The sequence below is a fragment of the Streptomyces sp. TSRI0281 genome (assembly GCF_001905125.1).
Lineage (GTDB): Bacteria > Actinomycetota > Actinomycetes > Streptomycetales > Streptomycetaceae > Streptomyces.
Genome location: NZ_LWLE01000001.1, coordinates 996,916 through 1,010,485 on the forward strand (window position 1 = coordinate 996,916; position 13,570 = coordinate 1,010,485).

14 protein-coding genes are annotated in these 13,570 nt (G+C 71.8%); 9 read left to right on the top strand and 5 right to left on the bottom strand.

The window, feature by feature from the left end; genetic code table 11:
- Nucleotides 1-39: 39 nt before the first annotated feature.
- Together A6A29_RS04630 and A6A29_RS04635 are read right to left on the bottom strand one after the other, a co-directional pair.
- Entirely contained in the window at nt 40-624 is a 585-nt protein-coding gene (locus A6A29_RS04630) for a hypothetical protein (protein ID WP_073718576.1), read from the bottom strand.
- Nucleotides 621-3,554 carry an FAD-binding and (Fe-S)-binding domain-containing protein gene (locus A6A29_RS04635; RefSeq protein WP_073718577.1) on the bottom strand — a complete coding sequence of 978 codons (2,934 nt, stop codon included), beginning with the start codon at nt 3,552-3,554 and terminating at the stop codon, nt 621-623. The genes A6A29_RS04630 and A6A29_RS04635 overlap by 4 nt, the downstream gene beginning before the upstream one ends.
- Nucleotides 3,555-3,780: 226 nt before the next feature.
- Between A6A29_RS04635 and A6A29_RS04640 the strand changes: the two genes are divergently transcribed.
- The 9 genes from A6A29_RS04640 (at nt 3,781) to A6A29_RS04680 (ending at nt 11,815) form a co-directional block, all read left to right on the top strand.
- Nucleotides 3,781-5,367 carry a sensor histidine kinase gene (locus A6A29_RS04640; RefSeq protein ID WP_073718578.1) on the top strand — a complete coding sequence of 529 codons (1,587 nt, stop codon included), beginning with the start codon at nt 3,781-3,783 and terminating at the stop codon, nt 5,365-5,367.
- Nucleotides 5,364-5,801, top strand: a complete 438-nt coding sequence (locus tag A6A29_RS04645; protein ID WP_073718579.1) for a roadblock/LC7 domain-containing protein — start codon at nt 5,364-5,366, stop codon at nt 5,799-5,801. The genes A6A29_RS04640 and A6A29_RS04645 overlap by 4 nt, the downstream gene beginning before the upstream one ends.
- Nucleotides 5,798-6,169, top strand: a complete 372-nt coding sequence (locus tag A6A29_RS04650; protein ID WP_073718580.1) for a DUF742 domain-containing protein — start codon at nt 5,798-5,800, stop codon at nt 6,167-6,169. The genes A6A29_RS04645 and A6A29_RS04650 overlap by 4 nt, the downstream gene beginning before the upstream one ends.
- Entirely contained in the window at nt 6,150-6,803 is a 654-nt protein-coding gene (locus A6A29_RS04655) for a GTP-binding protein (protein WP_073718581.1), read from the top strand. Before A6A29_RS04650 ends, A6A29_RS04655 begins: the two co-directional genes overlap by 20 nt.
- 11 nt (nt 6,804-6,814) lie before the next feature.
- Nucleotides 6,815-8,050 (top strand): cytochrome P450, encoded by a 1,236-nt coding sequence (locus A6A29_RS04660; RefSeq protein WP_073719000.1) that lies wholly within the window; start codon nt 6,815-6,817, stop codon nt 8,048-8,050.
- On the top strand, nt 8,047-9,255 hold the full coding sequence (locus A6A29_RS04665) for a cytochrome P450 family protein (RefSeq protein ID WP_073718582.1): 1,209 nt from the start codon (nt 8,047-8,049) through the stop codon (nt 9,253-9,255). Before A6A29_RS04660 ends, A6A29_RS04665 begins: the two co-directional genes overlap by 4 nt.
- A 141-nt stretch (nt 9,256-9,396) precedes the next feature.
- Nucleotides 9,397-10,515 (top strand): phosphoserine transaminase, encoded by a 1,119-nt coding sequence (gene serC / locus A6A29_RS04670; protein WP_073718583.1) that lies wholly within the window; start codon nt 9,397-9,399, stop codon nt 10,513-10,515.
- Nucleotides 10,516-10,661: 146 nt separating this feature from the next.
- Nucleotides 10,662-11,276: a Uma2 family endonuclease gene (locus tag A6A29_RS04675; RefSeq protein ID WP_073718584.1), complete on the top strand. Its 615-nt coding sequence runs from the start codon at nt 10,662-10,664 to the stop codon at nt 11,274-11,276.
- Between the two features lie 35 nt (nt 11,277-11,311).
- On the top strand, nt 11,312-11,815 hold the full coding sequence (locus A6A29_RS04680) for a DinB family protein (RefSeq protein ID WP_073718585.1): 504 nt from the start codon (nt 11,312-11,314) through the stop codon (nt 11,813-11,815).
- 35 nt (nt 11,816-11,850) lie between these two features.
- On the opposite strand, the gene A6A29_RS04685 is transcribed toward A6A29_RS04680, so the two are convergent.
- The 3 genes from A6A29_RS04685 to A6A29_RS04695 are packed head-to-tail and all read right to left on the bottom strand — an operon-like array spanning nt 11,851 to nt 13,511.
- Nucleotides 11,851-12,264, bottom strand: coding sequence for a DUF4259 domain-containing protein (locus A6A29_RS04685; protein ID WP_073718586.1), 414 nt, complete (start codon nt 12,262-12,264; stop codon nt 11,851-11,853).
- Between the two features lie 13 nt (nt 12,265-12,277).
- Nucleotides 12,278-12,976, bottom strand: a complete 699-nt coding sequence (locus A6A29_RS04690) for a class I SAM-dependent DNA methyltransferase (RefSeq protein ID WP_073718587.1) — start codon at nt 12,974-12,976, stop codon at nt 12,278-12,280.
- 10 nt (nt 12,977-12,986) lie between these two features.
- A complete protein-coding gene (locus A6A29_RS04695; protein ID WP_073718588.1) occupies nt 12,987-13,511 on the bottom strand; it encodes a GNAT family N-acetyltransferase in 525 nt (174 codons plus the stop codon).
- Nucleotides 13,512-13,570 lie beyond the last annotated feature (59 nt).

A 13,570-nucleotide genomic window follows, 5' to 3' on the forward strand; every position in this document is an offset into this window, starting at 1 on the left:
GCATCGGACGACGGGCCGCCGAGCCGCGTTCCTGACTCCTCATTCGCCCGGAACCGGAAGCGGCCACGACCAGACCACATCGGCGGCGTCCCGTTCCCTGATGATCCGCCGCTGCCGGGATGCTTCGCGTTTCGTTCCCGAGTTGAGCGGGCGGTACCGGACCCAGTCGATCGGGACGATGTGGAGGGCCAGGGTTTCCCACGCACGTTGCCGGTCGACCAAGTGCACGAGCACCACGGCGAAGCGCTGGATGCACCACAAGCACTCCCAGGGCGGTCCGGTGACGACGGCTCCGGCGTCAGCGAGCTTCCGGCCGTACCCGTCCTCGGCATCGAGCTCCATCTCCGCATGGAAATCGTCGCCCCCGAAGAAGTGGACGCAGCTGCGCCGCAGGCTGTGCCTCATGTCCGACAGGCGCTCGGCCGGTCCGGAATCGCCGTCCCCCCGCACACGGGCCACCGCGAGCGGGAAGATCGCGTACGGGCCCCGGTCGATCACGGGGAAGCCGAGAGCTGCCCACTGCGGAGTCCTCTCGGAATACCTGTGGCCGAGCGTGCGCCCAAGCGCCTGCATGATCGACAGGCCGTCCGAGATCCGGTGCTCCTCCTGCCCGACCCCGGTCACGAGGCCCCCGTCCCCGCCGCGGGATCGTTCTGTGCGATGTCCAGCCCCTCCGCCAGCAGCTCCGCGAGATGTCTGGCCCGGCGTCCGGCCAGTTGTTCCAGCTGGGTCCGGCAGGAGAATCCGTCCGCCAGGATCTCCGTGCCGGGCTCCGCCGCCCGTACGGACGGCAGGAGTTGTTCCTCCGCGCAGGCCACCGACACCTCCCAGTGGCCCTTCTCGAAGCCGAAGTTCCCGGCGAGCCCGCAGCAGCCGCCGCTCAGTTCGCCGGTGAGCCCCATCCGCTCCCGGAGCCGCCGCTCGGCGCCGTCGCCCAGCACCGCGTGCTGGTGGCAGTGCGTCTGGCCCACGACGGGGCGCCCGGTGCGGGGCGGGGTCCAGTCGGGGGCGTACTCCTCAAGGTACTGAGCCAAGGTGCGGACGGACGCGGCGAGTTCGGCGGCTCGCGGGTCGTCGGGGAGCAGTTCGGGGAGGTCGGTGCGGAGGGTGGCGGCGCAGCTCGGTTCGAGGACGACGAGCGGTTGACCGGGGAAGAGGTCCACCCGGTCCAGGGTGCGGCGCATCACCCGGCGGGCCGCGTCGAGCTGGCCGGTCGATACGTAGGTGAGGCCGCAGCACACGCCCCGGGCCGGGAGGTATGCCGTGCGGCCGGTCGCCTCCAGAACCCGTACCGCCGCCCGCCCCACCTCCGGGGAGAGGTGGTCGGTGAAGGTGTCCGGCCAGAGGGCAACCTCCTGGTCGGCCGGGACGATCCGGGTCCCCCTGCCCGCCCGCGCCCGCATCCACCGGGCGAACGTCTCCGTCGCCAGTACCGGAATCGTCCGTTCCGGCGCGATGCCCGCCAGTCGTTTGGCGAGCGCGGCGAGCGGGCGCATCCGGGCCAGGGCGTTCAGCGGGCGGGCGAACGGGGCGGCGAGCCGCAGCCACCGGGGCAGCCGGCCCATCGCGTAGTGGGACGCGGGGCGCAGCCGCCCCTGGTAGTGGTGGTGCAGGAACTCCGCCTTGTACGTGGCCATGTCCACGCCCACCGGACAGTCGCTGCGGCAGCCCTTGCAGGACAGGCAGAGGTCGAGCGCGTCGCGTACCTCGCTCGACCGCCAGCCGTCCGTGATCACCTCGCCCGCCAGCATCTCGTGCAGCAGCCGGGCCCGGCCCCGCGTCGAGTGGGCCTCCTGCCCGGTGGCCCGGAAGGACGGGCACATCACGTCCGTGCCCGTGCCCGTGCCCGCCGTGGCCGTACGGCATTTCGCGACGCCCACGCAGCGGCGGACGGCCGCCGGGAAGTCGCCGCCGTCCTGCGGGTAGCCGAAGGCGACGTCCACGGGGCGTTTCGGCAGCACGGCGAAGCGGAGGTTGGCGTCGAGACGGTCCGGGCGGGCGAGCACGCCCGGGTTCAGGCCGCCGTCCGGGTCCCACAGGTCCTTGAAGCGGTGGAAGAGGCCGACGAGTTCGTCCCCGTACATCCGGGGCAGCAGTTCGGCGCGCGCCTGGCCGTCGCCGTGCTCCCCGCTGAGGGAGCCGCCGTGCGCGACGACGAGGTCCGCCTGCTCCTCGGAGAACCGGCGGAAGCGGGCCACGCCTTCGGCGCTCAGCAGGTCGAAGTCGATCCGGACGTGGATGCAGCCGTCGCCGAAGTGGCCGTAGGGCGTGCCGCGCAGCCCGTGGTCGGTGAGCAGGGCGCGGAAGTCACGGAGGTACGGGCCGAGCCGGGCGGGCGGAACCGCGCAGTCCTCCCAGCCCGGCCATGCCTCGCTGCCGTCGGGCATCCGGGTCGCCGTTCCGGCGGCGTCCTCGCGGATGCGCCACAGGGCGCGCTGTACGGCCGGGTCGGTGACGACCGAACCGTCGAGCGCGTCGGCCGCCCGCAGGACGCGTTCGGCGTGGGCGCGGGCCTCGGCCGGGGTCGCCCCGCCCGTCTCGACGAACAGCCAGGCCCCGCCGCGCGGGAGTCCGGCCGGTTCGCGTACGAGGTCGGCGGCCATGCCCTCGACGGTGAGCGGGCCGTACGGCAGGAGACCGGCGGCGGCTTCGGCGGCCTCGGACTCGTCGGCGTACCCGAGGACGGCGAGCGCACGGGAGCGCGGGACCTCGACCAGGCGGACGGTCGCTTCCGCGACGACGGCCAGGGTGCCCTCGCTGCCGCAGAAGGCGCGGGCCGGGTCGGGGCCGCCCGGATGTTCGGGGAGCAGGGCGTCGAGCGCGTAGCCGGAGATGCGGCGCGGGAGGTCGGGGTAGCCGGTGCGGAGCAGGGCGAGGTGGGCGTCGACGAGTGCGCGCAGGCCCGGCGGGGTGTCGGCGAGGCGCCGGTCCTGATCGCGGTTCCGGTCCCGGTCCCTGCCGGCCCCGCCCCGGCCCCCGCCCCGGTCCGCGTCCCGGTCCAGCCGCAGTGTCTCGCCGCCGTGGCGGACGACCGTCAGCGCGTGCACGTTGTCCGCGGTGGTGCCCCAGGCCACCGAGTGCGCGCCGCAGGAGTTGTTGCCGATCATGCCGCCGAGCGTGCAGCGGCTGTGCGTGGACGGGTCCGGGCCGAAGGTCAGCCCGTGCGGTGCCGCGGCGGCCCGCAGGTCGTCCAGGACCACACCCGGCTGGACCACGGCGGTACGGGAGGTGGCGTCCAGCTCCACGATCGACCGCAGGTGGCGGGTGAGGTCCAGGACGATGCCGGTACCGGTGGCCTGCCCGGCGATGGAGGTCCCGCCGCCGCGCGGCACGACCGGAACCGCGTGTTCACGGCAGACGGCGAGTGCGGCGGCGATGTCGTCGGCGTCGCGCGGGGCGACGACGCCGAGCGGCACCCGGCGGTAGTTGGAGGCGTCCATCGTCATGAGCGCCCGCGCGGAGGCGCCGAAATCGACCTCTCCGCGCACGGCGGCACCGAGGTCGTGCCTCAGGTCGCCCGTCTGTCCGGAAATCCCCTCGCGCTGTTCGGCCATGCCCTCAGGATGCCTTCGACGGGGTGAACTCTTGGGACAGGACCGGGCGCAAAGGTGCATTCGGAATATAAAAGCCCACAAGAACTTCCCAAACCAATCGTCAATTCTCTTATAGTGACCAAGACTTGAGCAGGAATTATCAGCTCCAGTTGTCATGATCATCCATACTCGTGATGAACTGTCCCGATCTGACCTGTCCCGCACCGTCCGCTCCCAAGGACTCCGATTGCGCCCCTCATTCCGGCCGACCGCACTCGCCTTGCTGATCTCGGCAATCGTCACCGGCTCACTGACCCTGTGGGCCGTCGCCGTCGCCCCCGATTCGGTGAGGACCCCGCTGGCCTGGGGGGCGGGCGCCGCCTCCGTACTGCTGAGCATCGCCGTGGCCGTCATCGTCCGCACCCTGGGCACCGCCCGCGCGCTGCGTGCCCAGCGGGCCGCCGAGGCCCAGCGGTTCACCGCCGAGACCTCGCGTCTGGTCTCCGCCTCGGCGGCCGACGCGCAGCGCTTCACCGCCGAGACCGCCCGGATCAAGGCGACCGCCTCCGCCGAGACCGCCCGGGTCACGGCCGAGGCGCGGGCCGAGATGTCCCGGATCACCACCGCGACCGCCGCTGAGCGGGCCCGGCTGACCGCGGAGTCCCAGCACCTCACCGCGCGTGCCACCCGCGCCGAGACCGAACGGTCCGCCGCCGTCGCCGCCTGCGCCAACGCCGCCGGTCGTATGCAGGCCCTGGCCACCAGCATGCTGGCCGACCTGCGGGACATGGAGCACCGGCACACCTCGGAGGACGTACTCGGGGATCTGCTGCACCTGGACCACCGCACCGCCCAGGCGGGCCGGCTCGCCGACTCCATCGCCGTGCTGACCGGTGCGCGTTCCGGTCGCCGCTGGGCGAAGCCGATCGTCATGGAGTCGATCCTGCGTGGCGCGATGGGCCGGATCGGCAGCTACCAGCGGGTGCGCCTGCACTCGACGAGCGACGTCGCCATCGCCGGGCACGCGGCCGAGGGCGTCATGCACGCCCTGGCCGAGCTGCTCGACAACGCCGCCAACTTCTCGCCGCCCACCGCCGAAGTGCATGTGTACGTCGAGGAGGTCCCGGCGGGCATCGTCATCACCGTCGAGGACAGCGGCCTGGTCATGAGCGATGTGCAGCTGCGCCGCGCCGAGCGTGCGGTGTCCGCCGAGAACCAGGACCTCACCGGCCTGTCCGGCACCCGGCTCGGCCTCGCCGTCGTCGGCCGGCTGGCCCGTAAACACGGACTCACCGTCTCTTTCCGGCCGTCCGCGCGCGGCGGCACCGGCGCGCTGATGATGCTGCCTCAGGACCTCATCTCCCGCACCCCGTCGCCCACGCCCGCCCAGCTCGCACCCGCCGCCGCGCCCGCCCCGGCGTCCGCCCCGCTCGCGGCGCCCGCGCCGGTGACCGGCCCCCTCGGGTCCGCCGAGCCGGAGCCCGCGCACGCGGGGGCCCTGTACCCGGACGCCACCCCCGCGTCCGTCCCCGCCGCCCGGCCCGCGCCGGACCCGGCCCCCGGCGCGCAGGACCCCGACCAGGACACCGGCCCCCAGGGTCCGGAGTCCGAAACGACCGGCGCCGTTCCCCAGTTCGGCGAGAGCGGCCTGCCCAAGCGCCGCCGCGGCCGCACGCTGGCCGCCGCCGAGTCCCGTACCGGCACTGCCGCCCCCGGCGAAGCCGAAAGCCCCCGGCCCCGTACCACCGACCCGAAGGTCCAGGCAGCCCGCTTCAGTACCTTCAGCAAGGCGGTACGAGCCAACTCCCCGCACCCGGAAGGCAACACCCGATGACCGCGACCACCGACGAGAAGCTCAACTGGCTGCTGGAGGGGCTGCTCGAACGCACGCCCGGCACCCGGCATGCCCTCGTCCTGTCCCGGGACGGCCTCAAGCTGTGCCGCACCCCCGAGCTCTCCGTCGACCAGGCGGACCAGCTGGCCGCGATCTCCGCCGGAATCCAGAGCCTGTCGCACGGCGCGTCCATCGAGTTCGGTGACGGCACCGGCGGCGTACGGTCCGCGATGACCGAGTTCTACGGCGGTGTGCTGTTCATCGTCGAGGCGGGCGCGGGCGCCCACCTGGCGGTCGTCGCCGCGGAGGACTCCGACGTCGGCCTCGTCGGCCACAACATGAGCGAACTCGTCGAGCAGCTCGGCGAGCACCTCGTCGCCCCGCCGCGCTATCCCGCCGAGGGCCAGGCCGCGGCCGAAACCACGGCCGTATGACGACGGCGCCCCGGCCCCGACCCGGTCGCGACGACGATCCGGACCGGCTCTACACCCTCACCGGTGGCCGCAGCCGTTCCGACTCGGCCGCCTTCGACCTGGTGACCCTCGTCGTCTCGGAATGCGATCCGTCTCCCGGCATGCAGTCGGAACACGTCGCGATCCTGCGGATGTGCGAGCGCCCCACGGCGGTCGTCGAGATCGCCGCGAGCCTGAGCCTGCCCGTCAGCATCGTCCGCATCATGCTCTGCGACCTGCTCGACACCAGCCGGATCAGTGCCCGTCACCCCCGTACAGCCCGTGTCGCGGACCGGCTCCCCGACCCCGACATCCTGGAACAGGTGCTCGTTGGACTCCGCAACCTCTGACCGTGCCGCCCTGCGGGCGACGGCCGACAACGGACTGAAGATCGTGGTCGTCGGCGGCTTCGGCGCCGGCAAGACCACCATGGTCCGTTCCGTCAGCGAGATCCGCCCGCTCAACACGGAAGAGACCATGACCCGCGCGGGCGAGGCCGTCGACCACCTCGACGGCGTGCACGCGAAGACGTCCACCACGGTCGCGTTCGACTTCGGCCGCATCACGCTCGACGCACGCTCGGTGCTCTACCTCTTCGGCGCGCCCGGACAGGAACGCTTCTGGTTCCTGTGGGACCGGCTGTTCTCCGGGACGCTGGGCGCCGTCGTCCTCGTCGACACCCGGCGGCTCGCCGACTCCTGGTACGCCATCGACCGGCTGGAACACCACGGCACGCCCTTCATCGTCGCGTGCAACGACTTCGGCGGCCCGCTCCACACCGAGCAGCAGATAAGGGAGGCCCTGGACCTCTCCGAGGACATCCCGCTCGTCGAGTGCGACGCCCGGGACCGGTCCTCCAGCAAGTACGTGCTGATCACGCTCGTCGAACACCTGCAGACGCTGGCGCGTGCCCGGACCCCGCAGGCGCCCCTGCCGGCGACCTCGGCGTCCCCGGCAGCCAAGACCCCGGAGCCCACCCCGTGACCGCTCTCCCCGTGACGGGCTGCCCCGTCACCCACGGGTCCGTACCGCTGTCCGGACCCCGCTTCCAGACCGACCCCGTGCAGCTGTACCGGGACATGCGGCGCGACCACGGCGCCGTGGCCCCGGTCGTCCTCGACGGCGACGTGCCCGCCTGGCTGATCCTCGGCTACCGCGAACTGCACCAGGTCACCGGCGATCCGGTGCTCTTCAGCCGGGACTCGGACCTCTGGAACCAGTGGGACCGCATCCCGGACGACTGGCCGCTGCTGCCGATGATCGGGCGCAAGCAGCCCTCGATCCTCTACACGGTCGGCGAACGGCACAGCCGGCGCGCCATGATGATCAGCGACGCCCTGGAGGGCGTCGACCCGTTCTCGCTGAAGCGGTACGCGGAGGAGTTCGCCGACGGTCTCATCGACCGGTTCTGCTCCACCGGCGGTACGGACATCATCGCCGCGTACGCGATGCTGCTCCCCGTACGCGTCCTGGCGAAGCTCTACGGCTTCTCCGACGAGACCGGTGCCGCGCTCGTCGGCTCGATCAACGACATGATAGACGGCCGGGAGCGGGCGCTCGCCGGACAGCAGCACCTCGCCTCGTCCATGGTCCAGCTGCTGGTCGACAAGCACACCGCGCCGGGCGACGACGTCGCCAGCCGGATGCTCGCCGACGACGGGGGCTTCACCGACGAGGAGATCGCCCAGGACCTGATGGTCATGATGGCCGCGGGCCACCAGCCGACCGCCGACTGGATGGGCAACTCCCTGCGCCTCATGCTCACCGACGACCGGTTCGCCGCCTCCCTCTCCGGCGGCCGGCACAGCGTCGCCGAGGCGATGAACGAGGTGCTCTGGGAGGACACCCCCAGCCAGAACATCGCCGGACGGTGGGCCTCCCGCGACACCCACCTCGGCGGCCGGCACATCCGCGCCGGGGACCTGCTCATCCTCGGGATCGCCGCCGCCAACGGCGACCCGCAGATACGGACCCACGCCTCGGCCCTCACCGGCGGCAACAACGCCTTCCTCTCCTTCGGCCACGGCGAGCACCGCTGCCCGTTCCCCGCCCAGGAGACCGCCGAGGTCATCGCCCGTACGGGCATCGAAGTCCTCCTGGACCGGCTGCCCGACGTGGACCTCGCCGTCCCCGCCGAGGCGCTGACCCGCCGCCCGTCGCCCTGGCTGCGCGGTCTGACCGACCTGCCGGTGCGTTTCACTCCCACTCCCGCCCTCGGAGGAAGACCATGACCCGGATCGCCCTGGACCCCTTCGTCGCGGACCTCGACGGCGAGGGCGCCGTACTGCGGGCGGCCGGACCACTGGCCGAGGTGGAGCTGCCGGGCGGGGTGCACTGCTACGCCGTCACGCACCACGCCGAGGCGAAGGCGCTGCTCACGGACAGCCGGATCGTGAAGGACATCAACGTCTGGGGCGCCTGGCAGCGCGGCGAGATACCGATGGACTGGCCCCTGATCGGCCTCGCCAACCCGGGCCGCTCCATGCTGACGGTCGACGGCACCGAGCACCGCAGGCTGCGCACCCTAGTCGCGCAGGCCCTGACCGTGAAGCGGGTGGAGCGGCTGCGGGCGGGGATCGAGGCGCTGACGAACGCGAGCCTGGACCGGCTGGCGGCGCTGCCCGAGGGGCACAGCGTCGACCTGAAGGCGGAGTTCGCCTACCCGCTGCCGATGAACGTCATCAGTGAGCTGATGGGCGTGGACGCCGCCGACCACCCCCGCCTCAAGGAGCTGTTCGAGAAGTTCTTCTCGACGCAGACGCCGCCCGAGGAGGTCCCGCGGATGATGGCGGACCTCGGCGCCCTGTTCACGAAGATCGTCGACGGCAAGCGGACGAACCCGGGCGACGATCTGACCAGCGCCCTGATCGCGGCGTCCGAGGACGGTGACAGCCTCACCGACGAGGAGATCGTCAACACGCTCCAGCTGATCATCGCGGCCGGTCACGAGACCACGATCAGCCTGATCGTCAACGTCGTCGAGGCGCTCCAGACCCACCCCGAGCAGCGCGAGCGGGTGCTCGACGGGGAGATCGCGTGGGAGAGCGTGATCGAGGAGACACTGCGCTGGAACACCCCGACCTCGCACGTCCTGATCCGGTTCGCCGCCGAGGACGTGGAGGTCGGCGACAAGGTGCTGCCGAAGGGTGAGGCGCTGATCGTCTCCTTCGGCGCGCTGGGCCGCGACGAGGCGCAGTACGGCCCGACGGCGGGCGAGTTCGACGCCGCCCGCACGCCCAACCGCCACATCGCCTTCGGCCACGGCCCGCACGTCTGCCCGGGTGCGGCCCTGTCCCGCCTGGAGGCGGGGATCGCGCTGCCCGCGCTGTACGAGCGCTTCCCGAAGCTCGATCTCGCGGTGCCCGCCGCCGAACTGCGCAACAAGCCGATCGTGACGCAGAACGACCTGTACGAGCTCCCCGTCGACCTCGGCTGACCCCGCGCCGCCGCCCGCGCCGCCCCACGGGCCGCACCCCGCGCCGCCGCCCGCGCGACGCCCCGCCCACGGGTCGGAGCCCCTGTCTCATCCGACGGACACGGACTTACGCCGTGCCGCCGAGGGACTACGCTCCGACTCGTGGCCGATATCCAGATTCCCGCTGACATCAAGCCCGCCGACGGACGTTTCGGCGCCGGACCCTCCAAGGTGCGGACGGAGGCGCTCGACGCGCTGGCCGCCACCGGTACCTCTCTTCTCGGTACGTCCCACCGCCAGGCCCCGGTCAAGAACCTGGTCGGCGAGGTACGTGACGGTGTACGCAGCCTCTTCTCCCTCCCCGAGGGATACGAGGTGATCCTGGGCAACGGCGGCTCCACCGCCTTCTGGGACGTCGCGACGCACGGTCTGATCGAGTCGAAGTCCCAGCACCTGAACTTCGGCGAGTTCTCGTCGAAGTTCGCCAAGGCCGCGAAGCTCGCGCCGTGGCTGGCCGACCCGACGGTCATCGCCTCCGACCCGGGCACCCACCCGGACCCGCGGGCCGAGGCGGGCGCCGACGTCTACGCCTTCACCCACAACGAGACCTCTACGGGTGTCGCCGCGCCGGTCAAGCGTGTCGCGGGCGCCGACGAGGGCTCCCTGGTCCTGGTGGACGCCACCTCCGGCGCGGGCGGCCTGCCGGTCGACATCACCGAGTCGGACGTCTACTACTTCGCCCCGCAGAAGTCCTTCGCCTCCGACGGCGGCCTGTGGATCGCGGCGTTCTCCCCGGCCGCCCTGGACCGCGCCGCGCGCATCCACGCGTCGGGCCGCCACATCCCGGAGTTCTTCTCGCTCCCGACGGCGATCGACAACTCCCTGAAGAACCAGACGTACAACACCCCGGCGCTGGCCACCCTCTTCCTGCTGAACGAGCAGCTGAAGTGGATGAACACCCAGGGCGGCCTGGACTTCACCACCGGCCGCACGGCCGCCTCCTCGCAGCACCTGTACGGCTGGGCCGAGGAGTCCACGTACGCGACCCCGTTCGTCACCGACCCGGCGAAGCGCTCGCAGGTCATCGGCACGATCGACTTCGCGGACGAGATCGACGCCGCCGCCGTCGCCAAGGTGCTGCGCGCCAACGGCATCGTGGACACCGAGCCGTACCGCAAGCTGGGCCGCAACCAGCTGCGCGTGGCGATGTTCCCGGCGATCGACCCGTCGGACGTCCAGGCCCTGACGGCCTGCATCGACTACGTGATCGAGAAGCTGTAACCGGACGTACGGAGACGGCCCGGCACACCACGTGTGCCGGGCCGTTTCTGCTTCACTCGACCGGGTGGCGGATCGCCTGCGGGACACCCGGAGCGACTCCGTCCTACGATGATGTTCTCGACACCAGCCATTCCAGGAGGCCCGCAATGTCTGCAGCAGCAGTCGAGCACCCCTGTGACGGTGAACCGGAGATCTCGCTGCTGGAGAGTGCCAACGAACTCTCCGAGCAGCTCCCGGGGCGCCGCGTCGAGATTATCGGAGGCGTCATCACCGTGGCTCCATCGCCGGACGGCCGACATGGCCACGCACTGACCAAACTGATGCGTCCGTTCATTGCCGCAGGTCTCGACGACGGCGAATCCGCCATCATCCAAAGTATCGGCGTGTGGCTGCCCAGTGGCCCGCACGACTACGCCATTCCTGACCTGGCCCTGGTAGATGCAGACTTCGACGACCACCGCGCCGAGAACAGCTGCTACGACCCCAGCGTCTTCCGTCTGGTCGCGGAGGTCACCTCCGGGAACTACCAGAACGACCTCCGTATCAAGGTCGCCGCGTACGCCCAGGCCAAGATCCCCGTCTACGTCATCCTCGACCGCAAGCACAGCCGCATCCATGTCCTGACCGAGCCACTGGCCGGAGGATACGACCGGCACGAGGTGTACGCCCCCGGCCAGAAGGCCCCCCTCCCCGCCTCCATCGGCGCCGAGGTCTCCCTCGATGTCGCCGAGCTGGTGCAGGCGGGCAGCCCGAAACGCTGAGGTCCGGGGCGGGACCCCGCCACTAGGATTCGTACATGAGTTCACCCGTGGCCCATGTTCCGTACACCGGGGGCGAGAAGGAAAGCCTCCACATCAGTCTCGACCGGCATCGCGATGTCGTGCTCTGGAAGCTGGAGGGGCTGGACGACGAGCAGCTGCGCCGGCCCATGACACCGAGCGGGACGAATCTGCTCGGCATGGTGAAGCATCTGGCGACCGTCGAATACGGCTGGTTCTGCGCCACGTTCGCCCGGGAGACCGAGGAGTTCTGGTTCGACACGGTGACCGAGGACATGGCCGTCGCCCCGGACGAGACGACGGCCGACATCCTGGCGTTCTACGGGCGGGCACGGGCCGCCGCCGACCTCGCGATCCGGGAGACGGACCTCGATACGACGGGGACCTCCTGGAACGGGCGGACGGTGTCCATGCGGTGGGTGCTCATCCACATGCTGGAGGATGTCGTCCGCCACGCCGGACACATGGACATCGTCCGGGAACTGATCGACGGCGCGACGGGCTCCCACCCGAGCCGCTGACCCGGCCCCGCCGCCCTCATGTCACCGCTGAGCCGTCACTCCCCCGGTGCCGCCGCCAGTACGGCGCGCAGGGCGGCCACCCCGGCCAGCCACTCCTCGCCCGCACCGCCGTCCGTCCACAGTTCCAGCGTCTCCGAATTCTCGGCGGTGACCCGGTCCAGGGCCCGGACCGCGAGCGGGCGCAGGTCCGCGGGGAGCGGCGGCAGGGGCTTCTTCGGGCCGTACGCGGTGGTGACGGGCTCACCGCCGGGGCACTGGGCGGCTATCAGCGCCGCGGCGGCCACCGCCACCTCGCCGTCGTCCACATAGTCCTGCGGCGACATCCCCACCACCGCTGTCAGCGCGCCCCTGAGGACATCCGCGCGCTTCTCGGGCGGCGCGTCGTCCACCCGGCCCCCGAAGTCCGCCGCGGTGTCGTTGTCGAAATGGCCGATGTCCCAGGCGCCCATGAGGGTCCCTTTCTCAGTTGGTGTCCCCATCCTGACGCCCACCACTGACAATCGGCCTACGGGCCAGGACGAAACCCTGCGGCGCCCGTTCGGGGAACGCGCCGTCGGTGTCCCGCTCCCGCCACAGGCGCGCCCGTACCTCCAGGCCCGCCCGGCGCAGCAGTTCGGCGATCCCCTCCACCTGACGCCGGTGGAAGACGAGCGAGATCTCATGGCCCCAGCCGTCGTTCATCGGCAGGGGTTCGTCACCCACCTGGAAGCCCAGTTGTACGTGGGCACCCGGCGCCAGCACGCGGTGGAACTCGGCGAAGACCCGCGGGAGTTCCCCGTCCGGTACGTGAATGGTCGAGTACCAGGCCAGCAGTCCGCCCAGCGACGCGTCCGGGAGGTCGAGGCCGAGCATGGACCCCTCCTCGAAGCGCAGCCCGGGGCAGTTCTCGCGGGCCACGGCCAGCATCCCCGGGGACAGGTCGATCCCGAACACGTCGACGCCGAGACCGTGCAGATACTGCGTGATCCGGCCCGTCCCGCAGCCGACATCGGCCACCGGGAGACCGTCGCCGCCCCCCTTGCCCACCAGTTCGGCGAAGGCGTCGAGCACGGCCCGTTCGATCGGCTTGGCGGCCAGCTCACCGCGGCTGCGGGCGGCGTAATCGACGGCGAGGGTGTCGTAGGAGTCGCGGGTGGAATGGAGGAAGGCGGGTTCGGTCATGGCGAGGACCCTAGGCGGTGCCCACGGCTCCGGGCACGTCATCGCGCCACCGGACTTCGCCGTCCTCCCACTCCTCGGTCGGGGCGAGCCCCGCCGCCTCGGCCACGGCGGCGGACGCGGCGTGGTCGGGGTGGATGTGCGCGATGACCGTACGGACGGAACAGTCCGCCCGCAGGTGCGCGACGAGGCCCACCGCCGCCTCCTTCGCGTAGCCGTGCCCCTGCCACCGGGTCCCCACCACCCAGGCGATCTCCGCCTGCGACCCCCGTACCGTCGCCTGGACGTAACCCGCCAGGCGGCCGTCCTCGCGCACCCGGAGGACCCAGTTGCCCCACATCTCTTCGGGGTCCGGCGACCCGGCGCTCTGGCGCTCGTAGCGGGCGCGCAGCGCGGCCACGTCCTCCGGGGCGCCGCCGGTGTACGTGTGCAGGGCCGGGTCGTCGAGGACGGCGGCCATCTCATCCGCGTACGCGGCCTCCAGGGGCAGCGCGTCGAGACGTTCGGTGGTGAAGGGCAGGGGCCCGTTTCTGTGCATGAGGCCCGACCCTATGCCGGGCCTCCCACCTGCGGCATCACCATTTCCCTGCCGCCCGG